This is a genomic window from Nocardia sp. NBC_00403, from assembly GCF_036046055.1.
In the GTDB taxonomy this organism is placed as follows: domain Bacteria; phylum Actinomycetota; class Actinomycetes; order Mycobacteriales; family Mycobacteriaceae; genus Nocardia.
Genome location: NZ_CP107939.1, coordinates 5484306 through 5508882, shown reverse-complemented (window position 1 = coordinate 5508882; position 24577 = coordinate 5484306). Strand labels below are relative to the sequence as shown.

Annotated in this window: 24 protein-coding genes; 19 read left to right on the top strand and 5 right to left on the bottom strand. The window is 65.3% G+C overall.

All coding sequences use genetic code 11. The annotated features are described in order from the left end of the window. Position 1: 1 nt before the first annotated feature. The 8 genes from OHQ90_RS24415 (at position 2) to OHQ90_RS24380 (ending at position 8893) form a co-directional block, all read left to right on the top strand. Positions 2-520 carry a (2Fe-2S)-binding protein gene (locus OHQ90_RS24415; RefSeq protein ID WP_328401185.1) on the top strand — a complete coding sequence of 173 codons (519 nt, stop codon included), beginning with the start codon at positions 2-4 and terminating at the stop codon, positions 518-520. Further along, complete coding sequence (locus tag OHQ90_RS24410; RefSeq protein ID WP_328401183.1) at positions 517-2907, top strand: aerobic carbon-monoxide dehydrogenase large subunit; 2391 nt, start codon at positions 517-519, stop codon at positions 2905-2907. The genes OHQ90_RS24415 and OHQ90_RS24410 overlap by 4 nt, the downstream gene beginning before the upstream one ends. A gap of 25 nt (positions 2908-2932) precedes the next feature. Then, the gene (locus OHQ90_RS24405; protein WP_328401181.1) at positions 2933-3817 is read left to right on the top strand and encodes an XdhC family protein; all 885 of its coding nucleotides are present in this window, start codon (positions 2933-2935) and stop codon (positions 3815-3817) included. Continuing rightward, the gene (locus OHQ90_RS24400; protein ID WP_328401179.1) at positions 3814-4407 is read left to right on the top strand and encodes a nucleotidyltransferase family protein; all 594 of its coding nucleotides are present in this window, start codon (positions 3814-3816) and stop codon (positions 4405-4407) included. Before OHQ90_RS24405 ends, OHQ90_RS24400 begins: the two co-directional genes overlap by 4 nt. After that, positions 4404-5291 carry an AAA family ATPase gene (locus tag OHQ90_RS24395; RefSeq protein ID WP_328401177.1) on the top strand — a complete coding sequence of 296 codons (888 nt, stop codon included), beginning with the start codon at positions 4404-4406 and terminating at the stop codon, positions 5289-5291. Before OHQ90_RS24400 ends, OHQ90_RS24395 begins: the two co-directional genes overlap by 4 nt. 13 nt (positions 5292-5304) lie before the next feature. After that, positions 5305-5955, top strand: a complete 651-nt coding sequence (locus OHQ90_RS24390) for an SRPBCC family protein (RefSeq protein WP_328401175.1) — start codon at positions 5305-5307, stop codon at positions 5953-5955. Beyond that, on the top strand, positions 5952-7151 hold the full coding sequence (locus OHQ90_RS24385) for a vWA domain-containing protein (RefSeq protein ID WP_328401173.1): 1200 nt from the start codon (positions 5952-5954) through the stop codon (positions 7149-7151). Before OHQ90_RS24390 ends, OHQ90_RS24385 begins: the two co-directional genes overlap by 4 nt. Before the next feature lie 728 nt (positions 7152-7879). Further along, complete coding sequence (locus OHQ90_RS24380; protein ID WP_328401171.1) at positions 7880-8893, top strand: alcohol dehydrogenase catalytic domain-containing protein; 1014 nt, start codon at positions 7880-7882, stop codon at positions 8891-8893. A 4-nt stretch (positions 8894-8897) separates the two neighbouring features. On the opposite strand, the gene OHQ90_RS24375 is transcribed toward OHQ90_RS24380, so the two are convergent. The 3 genes from OHQ90_RS24375 to OHQ90_RS24365 form a co-directional block, all read right to left on the bottom strand. Then, positions 8898-9341, bottom strand: a complete 444-nt coding sequence (locus OHQ90_RS24375; RefSeq protein ID WP_328401169.1) for a hypothetical protein — start codon at positions 9339-9341, stop codon at positions 8898-8900. 267 nt (positions 9342-9608) lie between these two features. Beyond that, positions 9609-11555 (bottom strand): glycoside hydrolase family 15 protein, encoded by a 1947-nt coding sequence (locus OHQ90_RS24370; RefSeq protein ID WP_328401167.1) that lies wholly within the window; start codon positions 11553-11555, stop codon positions 9609-9611. A gap of 405 nt (positions 11556-11960) precedes the next feature. Further along, positions 11961-12218: a hypothetical protein gene (locus OHQ90_RS24365; protein ID WP_328401165.1), complete on the bottom strand. Its 258-nt coding sequence runs from the start codon at positions 12216-12218 to the stop codon at positions 11961-11963. A 515-nt stretch (positions 12219-12733) separates the two neighbouring features. Between OHQ90_RS24365 and OHQ90_RS24360 the strand changes: the two genes are divergently transcribed. After that, positions 12734-13459: a FadR/GntR family transcriptional regulator gene (locus tag OHQ90_RS24360; protein ID WP_328401163.1), complete on the top strand. Its 726-nt coding sequence runs from the start codon at positions 12734-12736 to the stop codon at positions 13457-13459. Continuing rightward, the gene (locus OHQ90_RS24355; RefSeq protein ID WP_328401161.1) at positions 13459-14190 is read left to right on the top strand and encodes a PDC sensor domain-containing protein; all 732 of its coding nucleotides are present in this window, start codon (positions 13459-13461) and stop codon (positions 14188-14190) included. The genes OHQ90_RS24360 and OHQ90_RS24355 overlap by 1 nt, the downstream gene beginning before the upstream one ends. A gap of 166 nt (positions 14191-14356) precedes the next feature. Here the strand turns inward: OHQ90_RS24355 and OHQ90_RS24350 are convergent, their stop codons facing one another. Beyond that, the gene (locus OHQ90_RS24350) at positions 14357-16093 is read right to left on the bottom strand and encodes an MFS transporter (protein WP_328401159.1); all 1737 of its coding nucleotides are present in this window, start codon (positions 16091-16093) and stop codon (positions 14357-14359) included. A gap of 116 nt (positions 16094-16209) precedes the next feature. On the opposite strand from OHQ90_RS24350, the gene OHQ90_RS24345 reads away from it, so the two are divergent. The 6 genes from OHQ90_RS24345 (at position 16210) to OHQ90_RS24320 (ending at position 20793) form a co-directional block, all read left to right on the top strand. Next, positions 16210-17112 (top strand): sigma-70 family RNA polymerase sigma factor, encoded by a 903-nt coding sequence (locus tag OHQ90_RS24345; RefSeq protein WP_328401157.1) that lies wholly within the window; start codon positions 16210-16212, stop codon positions 17110-17112. A 145-nt stretch (positions 17113-17257) separates the two neighbouring features. Continuing rightward, complete coding sequence (locus OHQ90_RS24340; RefSeq protein ID WP_328401155.1) at positions 17258-18172, top strand: SDR family NAD(P)-dependent oxidoreductase; 915 nt, start codon at positions 17258-17260, stop codon at positions 18170-18172. An 84-nt stretch (positions 18173-18256) separates the two neighbouring features. Next, positions 18257-18724, top strand: a complete 468-nt coding sequence (locus tag OHQ90_RS24335; RefSeq protein WP_328401154.1) for a hypothetical protein — start codon at positions 18257-18259, stop codon at positions 18722-18724. Positions 18725-18777: 53 nt separating this feature from the next. Next, complete coding sequence (locus OHQ90_RS24330; protein ID WP_328401152.1) at positions 18778-19368, top strand: DUF4158 domain-containing protein; 591 nt, start codon at positions 18778-18780, stop codon at positions 19366-19368. Next, positions 19361-19708 carry a hypothetical protein gene (locus tag OHQ90_RS24325; RefSeq protein ID WP_328413455.1) on the top strand — a complete coding sequence of 116 codons (348 nt, stop codon included), beginning with the start codon at positions 19361-19363 and terminating at the stop codon, positions 19706-19708. Before OHQ90_RS24330 ends, OHQ90_RS24325 begins: the two co-directional genes overlap by 8 nt. A 17-nt stretch (positions 19709-19725) precedes the next feature. Continuing rightward, complete coding sequence (locus tag OHQ90_RS24320) at positions 19726-20793, top strand: Tn3 family transposase (RefSeq protein ID WP_328401150.1); 1068 nt, start codon at positions 19726-19728, stop codon at positions 20791-20793. On the opposite strand, the gene OHQ90_RS24315 is transcribed toward OHQ90_RS24320, so the two are convergent. Beyond that, complete coding sequence (locus OHQ90_RS24315) at positions 20728-21663, bottom strand: immunity 49 family protein (protein WP_328401148.1); 936 nt, start codon at positions 21661-21663, stop codon at positions 20728-20730. The two genes, OHQ90_RS24320 and OHQ90_RS24315, sit on opposite strands and share 66 nt — an antisense overlap. Positions 21664-22210: 547 nt before the next feature. On the opposite strand from OHQ90_RS24315, the gene OHQ90_RS24310 reads away from it, so the two are divergent. The 3 genes from OHQ90_RS24310 (at position 22211) to OHQ90_RS24300 (ending at position 24541) form a co-directional block, all read left to right on the top strand. After that, the gene (locus OHQ90_RS24310) at positions 22211-22978 is read left to right on the top strand and encodes a hypothetical protein (RefSeq protein ID WP_328401146.1); all 768 of its coding nucleotides are present in this window, start codon (positions 22211-22213) and stop codon (positions 22976-22978) included. Positions 22979-23054: 76 nt separating this feature from the next. Continuing rightward, complete coding sequence (locus tag OHQ90_RS24305; RefSeq protein ID WP_328400886.1) at positions 23055-24185, top strand: IS630 family transposase; 1131 nt, start codon at positions 23055-23057, stop codon at positions 24183-24185. 53 nt (positions 24186-24238) lie between these two features. Beyond that, complete coding sequence (locus tag OHQ90_RS24300; protein ID WP_328401144.1) at positions 24239-24541, top strand: hypothetical protein; 303 nt, start codon at positions 24239-24241, stop codon at positions 24539-24541. The last annotated feature ends 36 nt before the right edge of the window (positions 24542-24577 follow it).

Below are 24577 nucleotides of genomic sequence, written 5' to 3'. Positions count from 1 at the left end.
CATGCAGGTAACCATGACCGTCAACGGCGAGCCGGTGACCGCGGAGGTCGAGCCACGTACCCTGCTCGTGCATTTCCTGCGAGACCAGTTGCGGCTCACCGGAACCCACTGGGGCTGTGACACCAGCAACTGCGGCACCTGCGTGGTGGAGGTCGACGGCGAACCGGTGAAGTCGTGCACGATGCTGGCCGTCATGGCCGGCGGTCATGCGGTGCGCACCGTCGAGGGGCTCGAGGTGGACGGCCAACTCGATCCCGTGCAGGAGGGCTTCATGCAGTGTCACGGGTTGCAGTGCGGATTCTGCACGCCCGGAATGATGATCACTGCCCGCGCCCTGCTCGACCGCAACCCGAATCCCGACGAGCAGACCATCCGGGAGGCGATCTCGGGCCAAATCTGCCGCTGCACCGGATATACCACCATCGTGCGGTCGATCCAGTGGGCCGCGGCGAAGCAACGAGGCGAAGCAGCGGAGCCCGAACCCGTTGCCGCGCCGGCGCCGGTAGGGAGCGCGTCATGACCGCCGTCGAGTCCCGGCCCGAAGACCGTGTCGACAACGACCACAAGCCGTGCGGTCACGGCAGGATGCTCCGCAAGGAGGATCCGCGGTTCATTCGCGGACGCGGCAATTACGTCGACGACGTATCGCTGCCCGGCATGCTGCATTTGGCGATCCTGCGTTCCCCGTTCGCGCACGCGCGGATCGTGAGCGTCGATGTCTCTGCGGCACAGGCACATCCGAAGGTCAGGGCGGTTGTCACGGGTGCGGATCTGGCGGCGAAGGGACTGGCCTGGATGCCGACGCTCTCCAACGATGTGCAGGCGGTGCTGGCGACGGATAAGGTCCGATTCCAGGGCCAGGAGGTGGCCTTCGTCGTCGCCGAGGATCGCTACTCCGCACGTGACGCGTTGGAGCTCATCAATGTCGAGTACGAGATGCTCGATCCGGTGATCGACGCCCGGACTGCACTGGCGCCCGAGATGCCGGTGATCCGCGACGATCTCGAGGGCAAGAAGGACAACCATTGCTTCGACTGGGAGACCGGCGACGCCGCCGCGACCGAGGCGGTATTCGCGCGCGCCGACGTCGTCGTCGAACAGGAGATCGTCTATCCGCGAGTGCATCCCGCCCCGATGGAGACCTGCGGGGCCGTCGCGGATCTCGATCCCGTGACCGGGAAGCTCACGCTGTGGTCGACGAGCCAGGCGCCGCATGCCCACCGCACGCTCTATGCGTTGGTGGCCGGATTGCCCGAGCACAAGATCCGGGTGATCTCACCCGATATCGGCGGCGGGTTCGGCAACAAGGTGCCCATCTATCCGGGATACGTCTGCGCCATCGTCGGGTCGCTGTTGCTGGGCAAACCGGTGAAGTGGATGGAGGATCGCAGCGAAAACCTCACCAGCACCGGGTTCGCCCGCGACTACATCATGGTCGGCGAGATCGCCGCCACCGCCGAGGGCAAGATCCTGGCCATCCGGTCGACCGTGCTCGCCGATCACGGCGCCTTCAACGGCCAGGCCGCGCCGCTGAAGTATCCGGCCGGCTTCTTCGGCGTCTTCACCGGTAGCTACGACATCGAGGCGGCCTACTGCAAGATGACCGCGGTCTACACCAACAAGGCCCCTGGCGGCGTCGCCTACGCGTGCTCGTTCCGGATCACCGAGGCCGTCTACTTCGTCGAGCGGTTGGTGGATTGCCTGGCCTACGAACTGAAGATGGATCCGGCCGAGCTGCGGCTACGGAACCTCCTTCGTCCCGAACAGTTCCCGTACCGCAGCAAAACAGGCTGGGTCTACGACTCCGGCGACTACGAGAAGACCATGCGCCTGGCGATGGAGATGATCGGCTACGACGCCTTGCGAAAGGAGCAGCAGGACAAGCGCGCCCGCGGCGAGTTGATGGGCATCGGGATGTCCTTCTTCACCGAGGCCGTCGGCGCGGGTCCGCGCAAGGATATGGACATCCTCGGACTCGGGATGGCCGACGGGTGCGAGCTGCGCATCCACCCGACCGGCAAAGCTGTTGTGCGCATATCGGTTCAGACCCAGGGGCAGGGGCATGAGACGACCTTCGCCCAGATCGTTGCCGAAGAACTCGGCATCCCGCCGGACGACATCGACGTGGTGCACGGCGATACCGATCAGACTCCGTTCGGCCTGGGCACCTACGGCAGCCGTTCGACACCGGTCTCGGGCGCCGCTGCCGCACTGGTAGCACGGAAGGTGCGCGACAAGGCGCGGATCATCGCATCCGGCATGCTCGAAGTCTCCGTCGCAGACCTCGAATGGGAGAAGGGATCGTTCCATGTCAAGGGCGATCCGTCCGCGGCCGTGACGATCCAGCAGATCGCGATGCGAGCACACGGCGCCGGTGATCTGCCCGAGGGTATCGAGGGCGGTCTCGACGCGCAGATCTGTTACAACCCGGAGAATCTCACCTACCCCTATGGTGCGTACTTCTGTGTCGTCGACATCGACCCGGGGACGGCCGTAGTAAAGGTCCGGCGCTTCCTCGCCGTCGACGACTGCGGCACCCGGATCAATCCGATGATCATCGAGGGTCAGGTGCACGGCGGCATCGCCGACGGCATCGGCATGGCGCTGATGGAGATCATCGCCTTCGACGAGGACGGCAATTGCCTCGGCGGATCCCTGATGGACTACCTCATCCCGACGGCGCTAGAGGTTCCGCATTTCGAGACCGGGTACACGGTCACCCCTTCGCCGCACCACCCGATCGGCGCAAAAGGCATCGGCGAATCGGCCACGGTCGGATCACCGCCAGCGGTGGTCAATGCGGTGGTGGATGCGCTGGCGCCGTTCGGAATTCGGCACGCCGACATGCCGCTGACACCGTCGCGGGTGTGGGAAGCGATGCAGGGGCGGGCCACACCGCCTATCTGAGTGAGAGCGAGCGATGAGATCACCGATGAAGTTGACCGAGCGGGCACAGCAGCTGGTTCGCACCCGGACTCCGTTCGTGCACGCGACCGTCGTGCGCGCGCAACAGCCGACCTCGGCGCATGCCGGCGACGAGGCGATCCTGTTGCAAGACGGGACGATCGAAGGATTCGTTGGCGGCCAGTGTGCCCAGAACTCGGTCCGCAAGGCGGCGCTGGGTGCCCTGCAGTCGCACGAAAGTGTGCTGCTGCGCGTGCTGCCCGACGGCGATCTGCAGTTTCCCGAAGCGCCCGGCGCGGCGGTGGTGGTGAATCCCTGCCTGTCCGGCGGAGCGCTGGAGATATTCCTCGAGCCGCAGATCCCGGCGCCGCTGGTGCGCATCTGCGGCGCGACACCCATCGCGGACGCGCTGGCCGAAATGTGCGAACTGGTGGGATTCGGGGTGCAGCGCAGTGCTGCCGGCGCCGACTCGCCGGCGGACACGACGGCGATGGTGATCGCGAGCCACGGTGGCCCGGAAGCCGAGATGATCCGCGCCGCGCTCGACGCTGGTGTGGGGTATATCGGGTTGGTGGCCAGCAAGATTCGGGGTGCGTCGATTCTCGACGAGCTCGGGTTGAGCGACGCCGAGCGGGCGCGCGTGCGCACCCCGGTGGGTTTGCCGATCGGCGCCAAGACCTCCGCGGAAATCGCCGTCTCGATTGTCGCGCAAGTGATCCAGGCGATCCGCAAAGATGGCCTGGCCGTCACGCCCCGCCCGGTGGATGTCGCGGTCGAGGCGCTCGATCCCGTGTGCGGCATGACCGTGACGATCGGGCCGGACACACCGCATCTCACTATCGACGATATCGACTACTGGTTCTGCAGCTCCGGCTGTCGTACCTCCTTCGCCGCGGCGAAGACGGGCTCATGACAACCGGGTTTGTCACCGGAGTCGTACTCGCTGCGGGCACCTCACGGCGTCTCGGCACTGCAAAACAGCTACTGCCGTACCGGAATACGACAGTTCTCGGCGCCACTCTCGACATGGTGCGATCTTGCGCTTTCGATCAGATCATCGTCACCCTCGGCGGCGCAGCGGCGGCGGTCCGGCAGCAGGTCGATCTCAGCGGAATGGAGGTGGCCATGGCCGACAACTTCGAGTCGGGCTGTTCGTCGTCGTTGCGTGCGGCACTGAGCGCGGTGCATCCCCGGGCCGCCGGAGTCGTGCTGATGCTCGGTGATCAGCCGGGTCTGTCGGAGGCGACCGTCGACCGACTGATCGAAGAGGGAATGTCGGCCGCGATCACGGTCTGCCGCTACCACGATGGTATCGGGCATCCATTCTGGCTGAGCCGCAGCGTATTCAGCGAGTTGGCCCGATTGCACGGCGACAAGGCCGTGTGGAAGATCATCGAGTCGGGCCGCGTCATGGTGTCCCGACTCGACATCGACGCACCGATGCCCTTGGACGTGGACACCTGGGACGACTACGAGCGCCTGCGTGCCGCGGCGTCGCCATGATGTCGCCGTTCGACGATGTCGAGGACGTGGTGCGACGATTCGACGCCGACGACTACCTACTCGATACCGGGACCGCCGCCGCCTTCTATCTGGCCACCACTTTGGGTCGGCCGCTGCTGCTGGAAGGCGAACCGGGAGTGGGCAAGACGACGGCGGCGAAGACCCTGGCCACCGTGCTCGGTGCACCGCTGATCCGCCTGCAGTGCTACGAGGGCCTCACCGTGAGCGAAGCGCTGTATGACTGGAACTACCAGCGTCAGCTGCTGAGCATCCGGCTCGCCGAGGCGCGCGGCACCGATCTCACCGAAGCCGACCTGTTCACCGAGGCATTCCTGGTGGACCGCCCGATCCTGCGCTGTGTGCGATATCGCGGTCCGACGCCCCCGGTGCTGTTGATCGACGAAATCGACCGTGCCGATGACGAATTCGAAGCGCTGCTGCTCGAATTCCTCGGTGAGGCCACCGTGACAGTTCCCGAACTCGGGACCTTTGTTGCCGAACACCCGCCAACCGCGGTGCTGACCTCGAACCGCAGTCGCGACCTGCACGACGCGCTGCGCCGGCGCTGCCTCTACCACTGGATCGACTACCCGGAGCCCGCCCGCGCGGTGGCGATCGTGCGACGCACCGTGCCCGGGGCAACCGACGCGCTGATCGATCACGCCACCCGATTCGTCGGCCGTGCCCGCGATCTCGATCTCGACAAGCCGCCCGGCGTCGCCGAGACCATCGACTGGATCGCCGCGCTGGCGACGCTCGACGTCGCCGATCTCACCGCGCCGGAGGCGGTGACCGCGCTGAGCGCACTGGCGAAGACACCCGACGACCGCGCCACCGTGCACACGGCATTCGTCGAGTACACCCAAGGCTTGGCTACCGGATGAGAGGGATACTCCGATGAAGATTGCCAACGAGTTCACCGTCAATGCGCCCGTCGAGCGGGCATGGGAGGTGCTGACCGACCTCGAACAGGTGGTCCCGCTGATGCCTGGAGCGCAGATGGTCGGCTGGGAGGGAGCCGACTTCCTCGGCAAACTCGAGGTCAAAGTCGGCCCGGTGACCAGCGAATTCACCGGGAAGGCGAATTTCGTCGAGCGCGACGAACACGACCATCGCGCCGTTATCAACGGCAGCGGCCGGGATTCACGCGGATCCGGAAACGCAGTGGCGACCATCACCACGCAACTGCACGAAGACGGCGACAAGACCCGCATCACCGTGGACACCGACCTCAAGATCGTCGGCAAGCTTGCCCAATTCGGCAGCGGGATACTGCAGCAGGTGTCCGAGAAACTGGTTGGTCAGTTCGTGGCAGCCCTGGAAGCGAAACTCGCGGCGGGCGATTCGGCCGCCGCGCAGCCAGTGGTCGCGCCGGACAGCCGAGGGATGCGGCCGCAACCGGTCGCACAATCCGAGCCGGCACCGCTCGACCTCGTCGATCTGGTCGGGCCCGCGATAGTCAAGAAATATGCGCCGGCGATCGCGTCAGGGCTGGCTGCCGTGCTCGCAATTGTCCTGGTACGCAAGCTGATGCGCGGGAAGCGATGACACGGGCGGTTCTGTTACGTGGTGTCGATCTCGCTGCCTTCGCTGTCGCGGTGGTCGCCCGGCTGCGGCGTGGTGGCATCGCGGTGGCCCCGAGCGGGCCGGCGCTGTTCGTGCAAGCCTTGCGCCGCATGGCGCCGCGGTCGCGCACCGAGTTCTACTGGGCTGCGCGGCTCACGCTCGTCGATCGCATGCAGGATCTCGCTGCCTTCGACGCGGTCTTCGCGATGGTGTTCGCCGACGCGGTGTTAGGTGTGGACCCGCCGAGCCGAACACGCAGTCTGCCGACCGAACGCCCGTCGGCACCGCGCGTGAGCGGGCGGGGGCAATCTCGGCAAAGCGGTGAAGTCCCTTGGGCGACAACGCGATCGGCGGTCGTTGCCGACCGCTCGACCGACCAGGGTGTGGCGCTGCCGGACGTACTGCCGAGCCGGCTCGCGGCACGAGCACAGGAACCGTTCGATCACTTCGATCCGGACGATCTGCGAACGGTCGGAACCTGGCTGGAGCAGGTGTCGGCGCACTGGCCGCAGCGCAGCAGCAGGCGCTACGAAAACCATCCGCACGGCAAGCGGATCGACTTCCGGGCGACGATGAACAACTCCCGCCGCACCGGCTGGGAGTCAGCGGTGCTGGTCCGCACTCGTCCCCGTAGCCGCCCGCGCCGAATCGTCATGATCTGCGACGTCAGCCGCTCGATGCAGCCGTATTCGACGATCTACCTGCACCTGATGCGGGCCGCGATGCAGCGCCGTTCGCCCGATCGCCCCGAGGTGTTCGCCTTCTCCACCTCGCTGACCAGGCTGACCTCGGTGCTGGCGCACCGTTCGCCGGATGTCGCGGTGGCCCGGGCCAATGACAAGGTGGTCGACCGCCACGGCGGCACGCACATCGGCAGATGCCTCGGCACGCTACTTGCCACTCCGTCCGGCAATGCGGTGCGCGGCGCCGTCGTCGTCATCGCCTCGGATGGCTGGGACAGCGACACCCCCGATGTTCTCGCCCGCGCGATGGCCCGGATCCGACGCCGGGCTTGGCGCGTCATCTGGCTCAACCCTCGTGCGGGCGACTCCCGGTTCCAGCCAGCCACCGGTGCGATGGCGGCAGCCCTGCCATACTGCGACATCATGATGCCCGCGCACACGCTGGCGGGCATGCATGCGTTCATACAGGACCTGGCATCGGCGGTTGTCACCTGATGGCCAGACAGCGAGTATTCGCCACCGTCAACGGCCGCAAGACCGGCCCGGTCGACGCACGCTCAGTGGCGATGGCGGCGCTGTATTCGCCGAATCTGCTTCCTGTCGAGCCCGATTCGGAGCTGGTCATACTGGGCATGCTCACTGATCGCCGAGACGAACTCGGTCGCGCGCGAACTGCGACGATCAACCGACTGCAACGGTTTCTGCTCGAGTCTTCCCCGGTGGCGCGGGAAAGTTCCGGTCCGCTATGCATCGGCTGGCACAACCAGCACACCATGCCGGTCCGCGACTTCGCAGTCGGCTCAAAGATTCGACATCCGGACCACCCACCGAAGGTTGCTCGACGCCCCACGCGCACGCGCACCTGTCGCGTTACACCTCAGTACCGCCTCGGCGAACGTATAATTCTCCAGGCACCCTTATCGGGTCGGTGCCTTCTGTCGAGCGTGCGACGCTGCGCAGGACGGATGACGAGCCGTGGCCGGCCGGCACAAGGTGGCACGACCAGGTAGTTCTACGGACACAACCAGGGTGCCGCTGGCACCATCGTTGAAGGCGATAGTAGCGTCGGTGGCATCGCATCCAGGGGTGCCACAGACCGTGAGAACTGATGTTTCATCCGGTGCCCCGATTGCCGTTCGAGAATTGCCGGCGCCGCTGCCTCGATCATGCTGCGGTGAGGCCCTCGCCGCCACCGACGCTCCCCGAGGAAAGCGAGGATACCGATGTCTACTCATCAGGCTGTTCACGTGCAGTCCGCCGGTGCGGCGTTGAAACTGGTCGATGTTGATACGACTTCACCGCCTCACAACCATGTCCGCATCGCGGTCTCGGCGTGTGGGATCTGCGGCACCGACCGTGCGTTCATCAGCGGCGCGTTCCCCGGCATGGCGTGGCCGCTGACACCCGGGCATGAGATCGCCGGCACGATCGCCGAACTGGGCGCCGATGTCGACAATTACGTCGTCGGTGACCGCGTGGCTGTGGGCTGGTTCGGTGGGCATTGCAGCAAGTGCATTCCATGCCGGAAAGGCGACTTCATCCACTGCCAGAACTTGCAGGTCCCCAGCTGGCACTACCCCGGTGGATACGCCGAGTCGGTGACCGTACCGGCCAATGCGCTGGCCCGCATCCCCGACGAGCTTTCCCTGGCCGAGGCCGCGCCGATGGGTTGCGCCGGAGTCACCACCTTCCTCGCACTTCGCGAAACCAGGGCGGTGCCCGGCCACCGTGTGGCCATTCTGGGGATCGGCGGACTGGGCCACCTCGGCGTGCAGTTCGCGCGCGCGATGGGCTTTGAAACGATTGCGATCGCCCGCGGCCCTGACAAAGCCGAGGACGCCCGCGCGCTCGGCGCCCACCACTACATCGACTCGACCGCCGGTGATGTCAGCAAGGCATTGCGCGGACTCGGTGGTGTGTCGGTCGTTCTGGGGACCGTCGGCAGCGCCACAGCCATGGCCGAAACGGTTGGTGGGCTGCTACCGCGCGGTGAACTCATCGCCATCGGCGTCACCGCCGAGCCATTGCCGATCACCCCGACGCAGCTGATCATGACCGGACTCAGCGTCACCGGCCACGCCTCCGGCACCGCGCGCGATATCGAGGAAACGATGCAATTCGCGGTCCAATCCGGTGTGCGCGCGCGAACCCAGGAACGGCCACTGGATCAAGCTGCCGAGGCCTATGCCGCAATGGAACAGGGGCGGGCCCGATACCGCATGGTCCTCACGGTCTGACTGCTCAGGGTTGGCCGCGACGCAATTCTGACGCAGCTCTGCAGACCAGCTCGGCGCGCTGCTCGGGTTGACCACCCCCGGCCCCGTCGGCGTCGGCAGCGTGGCCGCGGCGGCCGACTTTTGGTTCGACGTTCGCCGCGTCGTAGCGGCGCCCGCAGCGCGAGCTGCGGCGCAGTTCGGGTAGTAGACGCTGGGAGATGCGGGGGTTGTCGTCGCGGCCGCCGCGGCTGGAGGTGCGACGGGCGCGGGTGCCGCAGCCGGCGGTGCGGGCGCGATGATCGCTGGTGGTGTGGCCGGGGTAGTCGGTGTCACCGAGGAGGTTGTCGTCGGGGCGGGCGTCGCGCGGGTGACGGGTGCCGCCGAGGTCGTGAGCCGCGCGTCCGAGCGCCGGCCTTGGTAGGCCGCTTCCCCTGACAAGGAGCAAACACGTCTTACCGTGGTTCACCACGCACGGACCGTACCGAGAGTTGTTGGTCTACGGTCGATTTCGGCCCTACGCAGTACGGACACCCGTGGGATTGCCCCATCTATCGCCACCACCTCCGACACGTTTAGGTCCGAAGCCTCGACACGCGGGGTGCTCGAGCGGTAAGACCAGACCACCTACATTGCGCCTGGATCGCGGAAGCCACTGCAGCGGTGGCATTACCGATCGGCGAACCGCACCCTCTCGCGTCCGGTGGTCGAGCTGTCGTGGTTATCCCGAGCGTCAGGGTTAGCGGTGCATGTATCCCGGTGTAGATGATGCAACGTCCAGTCGTGGGGCGATCGATTCCCCGCCCAGTGCCTGCCGCAGTACGGCTTGTTCGTCCTGGATGACGTGCATTACGGCGTTGATCAGCGCGAGGTGGGTGAACGCCTGGGGGTAGTTGCCCCAGTGCCGGCCGGTTCGTGGGTCGATCTCCTCCGCGTAGAGGCCAAGAGGGCTGGCGTAGGCAAGCAGTTTCTCGCACAGCTGTTTGGCTCGCTTCTTTTCGCCGATCTCCGACAGTGCCGAGACAAGCCAGAACGAGCAGATCGTGAAAGCGCCTTCTTCCCCCGCACATCCATCGTCGGTTTCACTGACGCGGTACCGCAATACGAGGCCGTCCTCGGTCAGTTCGTCGGCGATGGCCAACACCGTGTTGCGTACCCGGTCGTCGTCGGGTGGCAGGAAACGAACCAGCGGGATGAGCAAGGTCGAAGCATCCAGTGCCGTGCTGCCGTAGTACTGGGTGAACACCTGCCGGGAGTCGACCGCATGGGTGCATATGTCGGCGTGGATTTCGTCTGCGGCCTGTTGCCAGCGATGTGCGCGTTCGAAGTCCTGGTGGATGCGGGCCAGCCGGGCGCCGCGATCGGCGGCAACCCAACACATGACCTTGCTGGAGGTGAAGTGTTGGGGCTCCCCGCGTACTTCCCAAATGCCATGGTCCGGTTCGCGCCAGTAGGTGAGGGCGCTCTTGACCGCCCGGCCCAGCAGCGGCCACGCTCGGGCGTCGATTTGGTCTTGGTTGCGTGCGTAGAGATAGACCGCGTCCAGTGCAGCGCCCCACACATCGTGCTGGCGTTGCTGGTACGCGCCGTTGCCGATGCGCACGGGGCCGGCATTTTCGTAGCCGCGCAGGTGGGTGAGGGTCCGCTCGGTGAGGTCGGTTTCGCCGCCGATGCCGTAGACGATCTGCATGTCGCGGACATCTTCGGTCAAGCTGATGATGTACGAGAAGAATTCGTTCGCCTCCCAGCTGAAGCCCAGTGTGTACAGGCCCCACAGCGCGAAGGCGGAGTCGCGTATCCACGAGTAGCGGTAGTCCCAATTGCGTTGTCCACCTGGGGTTTCGGGTAATGACGTGGTGGCCGCAGCACTGATGGCACCGGTGGGGGCGAAGGTCAGACCCTTGAGGGTCAGCGCGCTGCGGGTGAGCTGGGCAGTCCACGGATGATCCGGAAACCGCCCGCCGGCCAGCCAGTGCCGCCAATGGTGGATTGTCCGTAGCAGCCGTTCATCGGCGTCGTCAACGGCGCGGGGGGCGTCGCGACTACCCCAGGAGAGCGCACAGAAGCGTGTGTCGTCCGCCTTCAGCAGGGTGCGGGCAAGCGCGTGCGTACCTTCCAGCCCCAAGCGCATGTCGGTGCTCAGTGTCAGCTGCAGATCGATCCCGTCAGCGCTGGCCTGCGCGAGGTGGTAACTGTCGAGGTACTCCCAATGAGCGCGATGCCTGCCGTAGTCGAAAGATGGTTGGCAGTCGAGCACAAACTGAATCTGCCCGGTCTCACAGTGCACCGTCCGCAGCAGAATGTGCTCGGCGTCGTAGTCGGTGGGCGTTCGGCGATGGGCGCTATGGCCGGGTGTCTGGTGTCGCCAGGGCCCGACCAGCAGCACATCACGAACTGTCGCCCACCCTTCGCCACTGCGCCAACTCGTCTCCATGACCATCGTGCCGGGGACGTAGCGGCGATCGGTGGGCACCATGAAGTCGGCAGGGGCGAACCGGAACGAACCGGCGGAACGATCGAGTATGGCTGCGAAGACACTGGGGGAGTCCATGCGGGGTAGGCACATCCACTCGATGGCTCCGCTGGGGGCGATAAGTGCGGTGACCTCGCAATCGGAGATGAAACCGTAGTCGTCGATGCGCGGGAACGCGGTGAGTCGCGGCGTGCGTTCAGTCTCGTCGTCCATGTGTTGCTCCATGGTCGTCTCGGCGCTGATATCTGGCCGGCTATTCCAAGCGGTTGCCTGGTGAACCGCCTTCTTTCCCGACCGGACTGCGAGCTGATCAGGATATGAGTGATGTGGCGTTTCCAAACAGCCCACCACCTTGTGGGGCGTGTCGGCAACCCCGGCATCTTGATGCGGGCAGGGCATTTCCCGCAGTTTGCGTGGACGAGCAGCAAGCGATTCGGTGCCGGGATCGCGATGAAGGACAGCAGGGTGGGTTGTCGCCGCCCCTACGACCCGCTCGGCATTCTGCGAGGCGCGTTCACGGAGAGTCGAGCCCACGCGGAGCGAGACTCCGAGTCCACGCGGGGGTGGGCCACGACGTCCGGGGCTGAGCACGCACCGGAGTGGTCGGCGTTCGGCACGTTATGCCAATACCCGCTGCCTCGCCGCCAGAGACATCGGCGGAATGAGTTTCGTCCAGAATTCATGGCGGACCGCATCCCACAGCCTCGTCAGTTCCGGAAGCAGTTCTCGCGCCAGGGCGAGATCCGGGTAGTTGCTCGGGCAGAAGGAAGCTACCGGCGAAGCGTCGGATGCGTTGTCCACCGCGATAATTGCGATCAGATGATGCTGAACCAAGCGCCACGTCACACGCAGTCCGTCGACTTCCGTTCGCCACATATCATCCACCTTCGATACCCCGCCGTCGCACCGTTGCCTCGGGTATTCGGCGACCACCATCGACCGGCCGCACTCGGCTATGCGCCACCATCTCGGCTGGCAACTCGGCACGGCCACGGATGCACCACTGGAGGTGCCCGCTAGGACAGGTCGGGTTCTCGGACATGAGGAATTCCTGCTTCGATCGTGACGTCGGCGCGTCAAGTTGTCCGGGTGGGGCAGTTCACATGCCTTGAACATAAGACATTAGATTTCATAGTTCAAGAGGTTCTTCAGTAAAAATCGCATTAAGTCCCGCCGCTCATCCAGGACGCGCCTCGTCGCCAGGCAGCTCGGCATCCATCGCCCCGCCGCCTGGCGATTGCGAATACCGCCGGGGTGACCACGGGTGCGGGCGGGACCCACTGTGATGTACATCTAACTTTAGAGTTCATATTTCAAGTGTTAGTCGACTAGAATCGTGTCACGTCCCCGCCACCCGAGGAGTCGCGTTGCCCCATCAGAAGAGGGCCGGATTGACCGCGCTCGGCGCCGTGCTTTCGCCGCTCGAGGGCGGCGGTCCGAAAACCGAGGCCGTGGCGCAGCGGTTGTCCGCTGCGATCAGCCTCGGCGTGATGGTCGACGGCCAGCAGTTGCCGAGCGAGGCCGATCTCGCCAACCAGTTGGGGGTATCGACGATGACCCTGCGGGAGGCGCTGGTGGTGCTTCGACAGCAGGGCATCGTGCACACCAAGCGCGGGCGCGGGGGTGGCAGCTTCATCAGCGCTTCGGCGGAGGTTTTCGAGAGCACCTCGCTGGCGCGGTTGCAGCAGATGAGCATCCAGGAGCTGCGTGATCTGGGGGACGAGCACTTCGCCATCACCGGAGCGGTTGCTGTGTTTGCCGCGCGCCGCGGGGTGCGGGCCGACATAGTTCGGCTCCGCGCCCTGACCGACCGGCTGAAGGACAGCACCGAACTCGTCGCTGCACGCCAAGCCGACAGCCGCTTTCATATCGAGATGGCGGTCTGCGCGCAGTCCACCCGGCTGACCCGTGCCGAGGTCGGTCTGCAAGCAGAACTCTCCGCCTTGCTCTGGCTGCCGCGGCTGAAACTGGCCCCGGCAGCTGAGGCGGCCGCCCATCGTGACCTGGTGGACGCGATCGAACGAGAAGACGATGCCCAGGCGAGAGAACTGGCAGAATCGCATACGGAATCACGCATCCGCCGTCTCGTCGCCCTACGCTTGGAGCTCAGTGATTGATGAGGGACACCGATAGCTTTCCGGCCCCGGCGACCGTCGAGTCGCTCGCTAGTTCCGTCGCAAAACTGGTCGACGAGATCTACCTGTCGCTGGAAACTATCGGAACCGCACTGACAATCCTGTGGGGTGGTCTCACCGAGAAGCTGGGGTCCGCTCCCCAGTCGACTGACCTGGCACCGCTGCGCGAGACTATCGCCGGTGAGCTCGAGCGGCGCGGAAAGCTGTTCACCGGCGCAGGCGTAGTGATGGCCGACAGCGTTCTCGCTGATCGCCCCCGGCACCTGGAATGGTGGCTTCCGGACGCGCAACGCCTGCTGCTGGAATTGAATCCCGATAGCGAATACTTCTACGACTACACCGGAATGGACTGGTTCACGATTCCGCGCGAGCAGGGTCGGCGATGGGTGCAGGGGCCGCACCTCGATTACGCGTGCTCCGATCAGTATGTTTGCACATTCTCGATACCGGTCACGACCACATCGGGAACATTCCTCGGAATTGCCGGTGCCGACGTACCGGTCGCCGCGATCGAGGAGGTCTTGCTTCCGCGATTCCAGGCATCCGGTCAGCGAGTAGTGCTGGTCAACAGCGAAGGACGCGTCATTATGGGGACCGATCCCGAATTCACGACCGGATCCAAGACGAGCCGGATGGACAGGTCTGTTGCTACAGTCCCGATCGAGGCGATGCCTTGGTCGTTGCGTCCGCTGGGACCCATCGCGTCCTACTGAGACTTCAGAACACCGATACAGGTTCCAGTAGTAGCCGCTGAAGAACGAGGGATATCGCGTAGCCCCCGCTGCTCCTGAACGCACAGGGAGTCGAAACTCATCGTCGATTCCCTTGGCGGGCTGAGCAAGGTTCTTCGGAAGGCCGACATGGCGGACAACGGTCGTGTCATGCAGCGGTCGAGGCCAGTTGTTCGGAGAGGTTTGTTCGCCGCATCCGATGCGGCAGCCCGAAGATGCCGAGGAAGACCGCGATCATGGTGCCCACCCCGTACCAGAGGGTGTAGCCGAACGCGTGGGCGAAATTGTGGGCGTTGGCTTGCGGGCCGGCGATGATCAGGATGCGCTGCACCGCAGCCGGCGTGTCAGGACGGGCCCTGCAGCTGTCGGGGATTTGGGTGGGATCGGTCGCGGCGGACCTGTCGCGGACGCAGACGCGGAACCCCGCGATAACGGCATCCTGAGCCGCAGTCGGCACACCGGCCGAGGTGAGTTGCTGATGCAGGGCGGGGGTGACGGCGCCGACGCCGCGTCCGGAGTCGTCGGCGAGCTGCGTGAAGAGCACGATGCCTGCCAGGGCGATCCCGAGAGCCATCCCTACCTGTTGGACGGTGCTCAACGTTCCGGATGCCGATCCCGCGTCGGGTGCGGGGACACCGGTGAGGATCAGGTCGACCATCGGGGCGACGACCAGACCGAATCCGAAACCGGAGACCGTCAGCGGGATGATCATCTGCCAGGAGGTGATTGCGGGTCCGTAATGGATGGCCACCCAGATGTAGCCGGCGAACCCGGCGGCGTTGACCAGGGCACCGGTCGCGAGGACCCGGCGCCCGGCCCGGGGCACGAACACTTGCACCGACAGCCCGGATCCGGCGGCCGCGGCCACAGCGAACGGGGCGGCGGTCAGCCCGGCCCGCAGGGGTGTCCAGCCCAGGCCGACCTGCATATAGAGCGTCCACACGAAGAAGAAGCCACCGAGCGCGACCCAGAAGATCGCCCACGTCGTCATGCCCGTCGAGAAGGCCCGCATTCGGAACAGGGCGAGCGCCATCAACGGTGACCCGACGGTGCGGGTGCGCCGGCCCTCGTAGACGACGAACACGCCGAGCAGGATCACCCCTGCGGCCATCAGCCCAATTGTCCATGCGGGCCAGCCCAGACTGCGTCCCTCGGTCAGGGGATAGACGACCATAACGACGGCAGTCGTGGCGAGCGCGACCCCGACCGAGTCGAGCCGGGACGCGGCCGGTGACCGCGAGTCGCGGACCAGCAACCACGCCGCGACCAGCGCGCAGATGCCCACCGGAACGTTGATAAGGAATATCGGGCGCCACCCCCAACCGAAAAGATCCCACTGCAGCAGCGCGCCACCCAGGACCAGTCCGGCCACCGACGCCGAGCCCAGCACCCCACCCCAAATGCCCAGCGCCTTGCCCCGCTCGTTCGCGGGAAAGCTGACGTGCACGATGGCCAAAATCTGCGGAACCATCAGCCCTGCCATCGCGCCCTGCAACAGCCGCGACGAGATGAGCATGGCCGGGTCGGCGGCGGCGCCGCACAGTCCCGACGCGAGGGTGAACCCGGCGACGCCGATCAGGAATACGGGTTTGCGGCCATAGATGTCACCGAGCCGGCCGCCGGTGATCAACAGCGCTGCGAACCCGAGCACGTAGCCGGCGAGGACCCATTCCATCTGGGCGTAGGCGGCTTCCAGGTCCTCGAGCGTGCTCGGGATCGCCACATTGACGATGGTGACGTCGAGCAGATCCATGAACCCGGCGACCAGCATCACGACCAGCGCGAGCCAGCGCCGCGGGTCCAGCGCCGACGCAGCCGTCTCGCGGTCGAGCTCGCCGCCCACCACGACTGCTGTCTGCTTCATCGGGCGCGAGTTCTCGAGCATGGCAGCGGTTCCTCCTCGGTGATCTGCCTCGGCGATGACATCCGAGGCCGATTACTTCCGTCATATCTATGACGAATGACGGCGGAGGAAGATGACAGTGGCGTCGGAGGTGACAGATGGACGACAGGGACTTGCTTGCCGAACGGTTCGAACGCAACCGCGGCCACCTGCGGTCGGTCGCCTACCGGATGCTGGGCTCGCTCAGCGAGGCCGACGATGCCGTCCAGCAAGCCTGGTTGCGGCTCGACCGCGCCGACACCGACCACGTGGACAACCTGACCGGCTGGCTGACCACCGTCGTCGGGCGGGTGTGCTTGGACATGCTCCGCGCTCGCAGCACCCGGCGTGAAGAACCGTCGGGACTGCAGACACCCGAACCGGGTCAGCCCGCACCCGGCACCGGCACGGACCCCGAGTATGAGGCGATCGTCGCCGATTCGGTCGGGTTGGCGTTGCTCACGGTCATCGAGACACTCACGCCGGCCGAGCGCGTTACCTTCGTGCTCCACGACCTGTTCGATGTCCCGTTGGCCGAGATCGCGCCGATTCTGGGCCGCTCGGTGAACGCGGCCGCCCAGCTGGCCTCCCGTGCTCGCCGCCGGGTCCGCGGAGCTGATCCTGTCCTCGACTCGGATCAAGCCCGCCGCAGGCGCATCGTCGAAGCCTTCCTCGCCGCCGCACGCAGCGGTGACTTCGAAGATCTACTCACGGTCCTCGACCCCGACGTCGTGCTGCACGTCGACGCCACCGTGGCCCCGACACACCGCCCGCTGGAGGTGCGAGGCGCGACGGCTGTCGCACGGGGGGCGCGCGCCTTCGCCGAGCGGGCCAGATACGCGCGGATCGCGCTCATCGACGGCCGCATCGGCATCCTCAACACACCGCCTGGTCGTGCGGCGCTGGTACTCGACATCACCGTCACCGGCACACGGATCACGGCCATCGATATCGTCGCCGATCCCGAACATCTGAGCTCACTCGACATCGTCCCGCTCCTAACTGAGCCAGGACACCGATGACCACGACGATGTGTCGTGCACGCGTGCGTGGCGGTTGTCGCCCCTTGCGCAACTGCACCGGGAGCGCGACGGTGGGGATATAAGTCTCGCCCTCGCCGGGCTCGTCGGGTGAACCGACGGACCGACCGATCTTTGGGAGGAAAATATGGCGAACAGGTGGACGGAGCAAGACATACCAGTTCAGAAGGGCCGACTGGCGATCGTCACCGGCGCCAATAGCGGACTCGGGTTCGAGGCCGCTCGGGCACTTGCGGCGCACGGCGCGTCGGTGGTGTTGGCAGTGCGGGATGTGGACAAGGGTAAATATGCCGCGGACCGTATTGCCGCTGTAGTCCCAGGCGCGGACACCACCGTTCAACAGCTCGATCTAACCTCGTTGGAATCCGTGCGCAATGCTGCCGAACAGCTCAGGTCCGCGTATTCCACGATCGATCTGTTGGTCAACAACGCTGGGGTGATGTACACGCCGAGGCAGATCACCAGCGACGGGTTCGAGCTGCAATTCGGCACGAATCATTTGGGACACTTCGCGCTCACGGGGCTGTTGCTCGACAGAATGCTGCCGGTACCTGGCTCGCGGGTGGTCACGGTCAGCAGCGTCGGCCATCGCATCCGGGCGCGGATCAACTTCGACGATTTGCAAGGGGAACGGTCCTATAACCGGGTGGCGGCGTACGGCCAGTCCAAGCTGGCGAATCTGATGTTCACCTACGAGCTGCAACGTCGCCTGTCCGGCACCGGCGAGACGATCGCGGTCGCGGCTCACCCTGGTGCCGCCAACACCGACTTAATGCGCAACATGCCGGCCGCGCTGCGTGCGCTCGTGCCTGTTATTGCACCCATCGCCACGCAGAGCCCGGCGATGGGTGCCTTGTCGATACTCCGCGCGGCCACCGACCCCGACGTGCTCGGCGGTCAGTACTACGGACCAGGTGGATTCTTGGAGACCCGCGGCTACCCGAAAATCGTCGAATCGAGTCCACAATCGCATGACACAGCGATCCAGCAACGCTTGTGGACGGTCTCGGAGAAATTGACCGGCGTGACGTTCCCGGTCTAATCGCAGCGGCCGCCGTCGCTCTGCGGCGGGAACGTCGTCGACGAAGGAACAACACCCATCACCGCCGAAACACAAGGAGCAAACATGTCCACCATTCACTTCAAGGAGACGACGACCTCGACGCCCGAACAGTTCGTCGCGGCACTCACCGACTTCGGGCCCGGCCGCTCACAGCTGTTCGGCAACAGCACCGACCAATACCTCGAGGTGCACGCCCAGAGCCTCGGTGAGGCCGACGTCACCGAGGGCTCGCGCGGTATCTGGGAACGCCTGCACTACGACTGGTCGGACCCCAACCACGTCGTCATGACGACCACCGACTCCAACCTGTGGGGCGGTCACTCCGGCCACACCTACACCTTCACACGCCGGCGCGACGGGATGACCGATGTGGATGTTGTCGTGGTGCGCGAGGGCAAGAACCTCACGGGACGGGTGCTCGGCGTTGTGGTCGGAACCGTCGGCCAGGGCGTCTTGAGACATGCGTTCGGAAAGACCGTCAAGGCTGTCGAAGCCCGCAACAGCGGCGCGGGAACTACGGAACGCTCATGACGGCCCGGGAATCCTGAAGCTGGCCCCAGCCCCAAAGTAGCTTCGCGCTCAGGGTGATTCGTCTACGGTTGCCGGGCGTGCGTCAGGAGTGGTCGACCGAGGATTTGATCGGGTCGTGGACGCTGGTCGGTGAAGACTGGCGGCTGGTGGGCAATAAGTCGGGCGCGACCCGTGGCCTCGGCTTCAGCCTGTTGCTGAAATTCTTCGAACTCGGGGGCCGATTCCCAACCGGGCCGGAGGAGTTACCGGCCGCCGCGGTGGCGTATATGGCCGATCAGGTCAAGGTCGATCCAGCGCTGCTGGACACCTATCGCTGGAGCGGCAGCACGATCGAGTACCACCGGGCACAGGTGCGGGATGCGTTCGGCTTCCGGGAATCGTCACGCAGCGACGAGGACAAACTCGGGTCGTGGCTGGCGACGGAGGTGTGCCCGGTCGAGCTGCGCGACGAGCAACTGCTTCAGGCGCTGCTGGTACGCTGCCGGGCCGAGCGGATCGAACCACCCGGACGTATCGACCGGATCATCGGATCGGCTCGCACGACGTTCGAGAAGCGGTTCTGCGATCGCACCGTGTCGCGGCTGAGTGAGCTGTCGATCGACCGGCTGAACAACGGTCGCGATTGGTGCGGCTCCGTTGGCTAGTGGCCGGAATCTGTTGGCGGAGTTGAAGTCCGATCCAGGCAAGGTCAGTTTGGAGACGTTGCTGCGCGAGGTGGACAAGCTGGCGGCGGTGCGGGCGCTCGAGCTGCCACCGGATTTGTTCGACGATACGAGTGAAAACCTGGTCGACGCGTGGCGGGCACGAGCGGCGCGGTCGTTCCCGTCAGATCTGCGGGATATGCCCGAGCCGATCATGCTGACTTTGCTGGCGGCGTTGTGCTGGGCGCGGTCGGCCGAGATCACCGACGCGCTGGTGGATCTGCTGATCGAGCTGGTGCACAAGGTCAATACGCCGGCGGATCGGCGGGTGGAAAGGAGCTGACCGAGGATCTGCGGCGGGTGCGGGGCAAGGAGAACATTCTGTTCCGGCTGGCCCAAGCGGCGGTCGATCATCCCGACGACATCGTGCGTGAGGCCCTGTATCCGGTGGTCGGGGAGAAGACGCTGCGGGAGTTGGTGAAAGAGGCGAAGGCCAACGACCAGGTGTTCCAGGCGCGGGTGCGCACGGTGCTGCGCAGCTCGTACTCGAATCACTATCGGCGGATGTTGCCGGCGTTGTTGGCGGCGTTGGATTTTCGGTGCAACAACACCGCCTACCGGCCGGTCATGGTGGCGATGGAGTTGCTGGCGCGCTACGCGAGCATCGACGGGAAGGTCCGCTTCTACGACAAACACGCGCTCGCCCCGCTCGATGGTGTGGTGCCGAAAGCGTGGCGGGAGGCGGTGGTCGATGAGAAGGGGCGCGTCGGGCGCATCCCATACGAATTGTGTGTGTTGGTCGCGTTGCGGGACGCGATCCGAAGACGCGAGATCTATGTCGATAGCGGGAACCGGTGGCGCAACCCTGAAGATGATCTGCCCGGTGATTTCGACACCGCCCGTGAGGTGCGCTACGCCGTGATCCGTCAGCCGCTGGATCCGACCGAGTTCATCGCGGGGTTGAAGCAGCGGATGAGCCAGGCCCTGGCCCGTCTCGATACCGGTCTGGCCCAGAACGCTACCGGCGGTGTGCGATTGACGCGGCGGCGTGGTGAGCAGTGGATCAGTGTGCCGAAGTTGGACAAACAGCCGGAGCTGGAGAACCTGGAGAAGATCAAGGCCGAGGTCGCCCGCCGCTGGGGAACCCTGGATCTCCTCGATGTGCTCAAGGACGCCGACTTTCTCACCGACTTCACCGCCGAGTTCACCTCGGTCGCCTCTCGTGAGGTGATCGACCGCGACACGTTGCGAAGACGGCTGCTGCTGGACCTGTTCGCGCTCGGGACGAACATGGGGATCCGGGCGATCGTGAACATACGAGCACGTCAAATATGGGATGGCACCAACAATAAATCCTTAACGTCACTTTTCGCAGAGATCTTCCTCGACCTCCGGCTCCGTGGGAAGGCTGTATTCGCCGTGCAGTAGGCCCGCCGGTAGGTAGTCGGATCGGATGCCCAACTCCCACCCGTAAACCTGGGTGGCGAGCTTGACCAGCGAGATCGTGCCGAACGGCAACAGGGTTCGTGGAGGCGCGTCGATTGCTGCGTTATCGCGATACTGAGTGAGACGGGTGGTCAATGCGTCTTCAAAGGTCGACCGGTCGTCTTCCAGCAGTGTCCGGAGCAGCTGCTGATCCGATGTCAGCGCACCGACTGCGTCCAACTGTCGTGCTGCCTCGGCGCGCTCGTCCGCGTCGGGCTTGCACAGAACCAGCCCGGACTCGGAATAGTTCGATCGCCACGGCCCGACCAGGTAGCTGCACAACGCGTCCATCTCCGCGATATCCGCTGGATCCGACTGTGATTCCAGCGGCGAGTACGGCACTCCCTCACGGATCGTGGGCGCAAAGTCGACGCGCAGCAGCCCGCCGATCGCTCGGTCTCGCTCCCATGGGCCGCTGATCAGGCACAATGAGAACACTTGCCGCCAGGTTCGTGCGGTCGGTGCCTGGTCGACAGGAGGATCGTAGCCGGCTACCTCACTACTGAACGTCTCGCCGATGAGCGGGAGAGGCACCTCTTGGTCGCCGTTGGGGGACGCGCCATAGCTCAAAGCCCCGAGAGCGCACTCCGCTGCAGTGCGCAGGACTACGGCCGAAGGAGGCGAACACAGCTCGGGGTCCTGCGCGATGCGCGCGGCGAGGTGGTCGAGGAGCATGTCGCACATCTCCTGCAGAATCCCGAGAGACGGGCCGTCGCACCAGTGCTCCCAGTGGATCCTTGTGCGCTCGGGGATTCCGTCCAGCGCGTAGGCCATTCGCCACTCATCGATACGGTGGCTCGCCACTTCCCGCACGCCGCAGTCCTTTCACATTCAATCTGTCTGGAGCGGGAGCCACGCCCTCGGCTGGGGGTCGACACAACCCAGCGAGTTCGCGGCACTATGAATCCGCCCCCCGATATGCCGCGATTGTGCCTTGCTCCCACCGCTGGGTGCAGCGACATCGCTATCCGCACCGCCGAACGGGTGGTGGGCGCCGCGACCGAACGGGTGGTGGGACCTCCACGACCTGCACCATTCCCGGCTCACCCGCCCCGGCCAGTCCGGGGCGAGCCTCCTCGAACTCATGGCCATATCCCGGCACCGCAAACCTGAGAACCTGCGCCGCTACTTCGAACCATCCCCCAAGGCCATGCGCCGGCTCACCAGCCTCCTCGGCCCCGGCGCCAACCGACGTCACTGAGCCAGCCCATACCCCTGAAATGGGGTTCCGGTAGTAATCGCCGAAAAAACAACGGATTTGCGTAATTCGTTGGTGGCGAGCTTGTTTGGTGCTCGGGGTGCCCTCCTCAGCGTGACTTTTCTCGCCGATGTTCCCGGACCCCCGTTTTAGACTGGCGACGTGTTTTGGCTGATCTTGTTGGTGCCGTTGGTCTGCTGGCTGCTCGCGGCGCGAGCGCCCCGCACCCGGTGGCGCGTGGGTGCGGTGTTGGCGGTGCTGACCGTGGCCGAACTGGGTGTGGCGTACGGGGGCTGGAGAGTGCGCCACTTTCAGCACAGTCTCGAGGTGCTGATGATCGCCGCCGGTGTCGTGGTGCTGCTGGCGGGACTGATCTGGGACTGGGCCGGTACCGACGGTGGTGGGGTCCAGCACTGGATCGCCCGGGTGCTCGGCGGGCTGTACGGCGTACTGGCCCTGTTCGTGCTGCTGTACTTCGTGCTGGGCGACCTCGGCGTCTTCGCGGAGGACCAAGCCTACGGAGGCAAGGCCGTCGCGACCCCCGACGCCGAACTGCTGCTACCCCTGCCAGCCGGTCTGACGGTCGCCGACCACACGACCAGCTGCTCCAACACGAGGAGCTACTGCATGCGCACCTTCGCCATCGCCGCCGCCGACGGCACGCCCGATGATCAAGTGGCCGGCCGCTTGCTCGCTCATCTGGGTGATTCCGGCGGCTGGACATTCGGTTCCGCGGGCGAGGAAAGGCTCGCCGACTGGAGCGGTACCCGGTGGCGCGCCTGCCGCACCGCGGGCTGGTGGCTGGATCGCCAGAACGAGAACGTCTCGGTCTTCGCCTTCACCCCCGGCATACCGCACAACCGATTCGCCCCGGCACGGGCGGCCGTCACCGTTGAATTCATGTTCTCCCACACCCAGGTCTGCGAATAGCGCGGGCGGACCATCTTCTGATCGGCTAGTGCCTCGTCTAAGTAGGTTGCCCCGGTAACCGGGTGTCGAGTTGATCGTGGGCACGTGGCCGGTGATGCTGCCGGTGGAGGTGGTGCCGGTGGCCCGGAGGCCGGAAGTGTTTGTGCGAGCGGTGACCCCGGAAGAGGGGCGCCGGTTGCAGAAGATCACGAAGACGAGCAGACAACCGATCAGGACGCGACGTGCGATCGTGGTGATGGCCTCGGCGCAGCGGCAGCCGGTCCCCGCGATCGCGAGGTTGATGCAGGTCAGCGAAGCTTATGTGCGGCAAGTGATCCACGAGTTCAACGAACGGGGGTTCGAGGCTCTGGACCCAAAATGGAGCGCGGGCAGGCCGAAGAAGGTGGATCGGGCGGCGCGTGAACGCATCGCTTGCATCGCTCGGTGCTGTCCGCGGGACCTGGGCTGGCCGTTCTCGGTGTGGAGTCTGTCGAAACTGCGAGAAGTACTGGTCACCAACGAGATCGCCGATATCAGCCGCGAGACTCTGCGCAAGATCCTCAAAGCCGAGGGGGTGTCGTGGCAGACCACCAAGACCTGGAAAGCCGGTACCGATCCGGAGTTCACTGCCAAGATGAACCGCGTCCTCGACCTCTACGATCATCCGCCGGCCGATGGGCGGGTGGTTTGCGTGGACGAGTTCGGGCCGCTCAACCTGCAACCCCGCACTGGTCGTGGCTGGTTTCCGCGACGAAGCCCGAAACGGTTGCGGGCGACCTATCACCGCACCCAGGGTGTGCGGCACCTACTCGGTGCTCTGGATCTGGCTACCGGGAAGATCCACTATCGGATCCGGGATCGTAAGCGGTGGCAGGAGTTTCTGGCGTTGTTGAAGTCGCTGCGGGAGCGCTGGCCCGGGGACAAGCTCTACGTCATCGCCGACAACTTCTCCCCGCACAAGCGAGCCGAGGTCCGGGACTGGGCCGCAGCCAACGACGTGGAACTGGTGTTCCTGCCGACCTATTCGTCGTGGTTGAACTGGATCGAGTCCGAATTCGCGGCGTTGCGCTACTTCGCTCTCAACGGCACCGACCATTGCAGCCACGGCGAACAGGACGCCGCGATCGGCGCCTACCTCCGCTGGCACAACCAACACGCCCAGCCCAAGCGCGAGTTCGCCGTCAACTCCAAGATCCGGCTGCCGGATTACCTACCGAAGGTTGCTTGACGCGGCACTAGTTCCCCGCTGGAATCGGATTCGCGATTCTCACAAACGATCAGATGCGAGAGTTGTGCGACAGCCCCCGCAGCGACCACGAAACCGCAGGACGCCAAGAAGTCGAACACACCGCCGCAGACGATGGCGTGGCGATCCGGCCCAAGCACGCCAGCATCCGCCGCCCCGACGACCCGCTCACACCCGAGGAATCCGACCTCCGCGACCGCCTCCAGGCCCAGGTCCTCCAGCGTCCAGACGACCAGTGGCCAGCCCGAACCCTCAACGCCGCATCCATCCCTGACCAGGGCCTACGCCATGTCCGTTGGTTTTTCGGCGATTACTACCGGAACCCCGAAATGCGATGACGCCGTATCCGTTGTTTCCGAACGAGTCCTCACCAG

Coding starts and splice junctions, on each gene's coding strand:
- OHQ90_RS24355 (WP_328401161.1), top strand. CDS start 13,459: ATGAGGGACACCGATAGCTTTCCGGCCCCGGCGACCGTCGAGTCGCTC.
- OHQ90_RS24410 (WP_328401183.1), top strand. CDS start 517: ATGACCGCCGTCGAGTCCCGGCCCGAAGACCGTGTCGACAACGACCAC.
- OHQ90_RS24405 (WP_328401181.1), top strand. CDS start 2,933: ATGAAGTTGACCGAGCGGGCACAGCAGCTGGTTCGCACCCGGACTCCG.
- OHQ90_RS24300 (WP_328401144.1), top strand. CDS start 24,239: ATGCGAGAGTTGTGCGACAGCCCCCGCAGCGACCACGAAACCGCAGGA.
- OHQ90_RS24400 (WP_328401179.1), top strand. CDS start 3,814: ATGACAACCGGGTTTGTCACCGGAGTCGTACTCGCTGCGGGCACCTCA.
- OHQ90_RS24340 (WP_328401155.1), top strand. CDS start 17,258: ATGGCGAACAGGTGGACGGAGCAAGACATACCAGTTCAGAAGGGCCGA.
- OHQ90_RS24385 (WP_328401173.1), top strand. CDS start 5,952: ATGACACGGGCGGTTCTGTTACGTGGTGTCGATCTCGCTGCCTTCGCT.
- OHQ90_RS24350 (WP_328401159.1), bottom strand. CDS start 16,093: ATGCTCGAGAACTCGCGCCCGATGAAGCAGACAGCAGTCGTGGTGGGC.
- OHQ90_RS24395 (WP_328401177.1), top strand. CDS start 4,404: ATGATGTCGCCGTTCGACGATGTCGAGGACGTGGTGCGACGATTCGAC.
- OHQ90_RS24335 (WP_328401154.1), top strand. CDS start 18,257: ATGTCCACCATTCACTTCAAGGAGACGACGACCTCGACGCCCGAACAG.
- OHQ90_RS24390 (WP_328401175.1), top strand. CDS start 5,305: ATGAAGATTGCCAACGAGTTCACCGTCAATGCGCCCGTCGAGCGGGCA.
- OHQ90_RS24415 (WP_328401185.1), top strand. CDS start 2: ATGCAGGTAACCATGACCGTCAACGGCGAGCCGGTGACCGCGGAGGTC.
- OHQ90_RS24380 (WP_328401171.1), top strand. CDS start 7,880: ATGTCTACTCATCAGGCTGTTCACGTGCAGTCCGCCGGTGCGGCGTTG.
- OHQ90_RS24345 (WP_328401157.1), top strand. CDS start 16,210: ATGGACGACAGGGACTTGCTTGCCGAACGGTTCGAACGCAACCGCGGC.
- OHQ90_RS24365 (WP_328401165.1), bottom strand. CDS start 12,218: ATGTGGCGAACGGAAGTCGACGGACTGCGTGTGACGTGGCGCTTGGTT.
- OHQ90_RS24370 (WP_328401167.1), bottom strand. CDS start 11,555: ATGGACGACGAGACTGAACGCACGCCGCGACTCACCGCGTTCCCGCGC.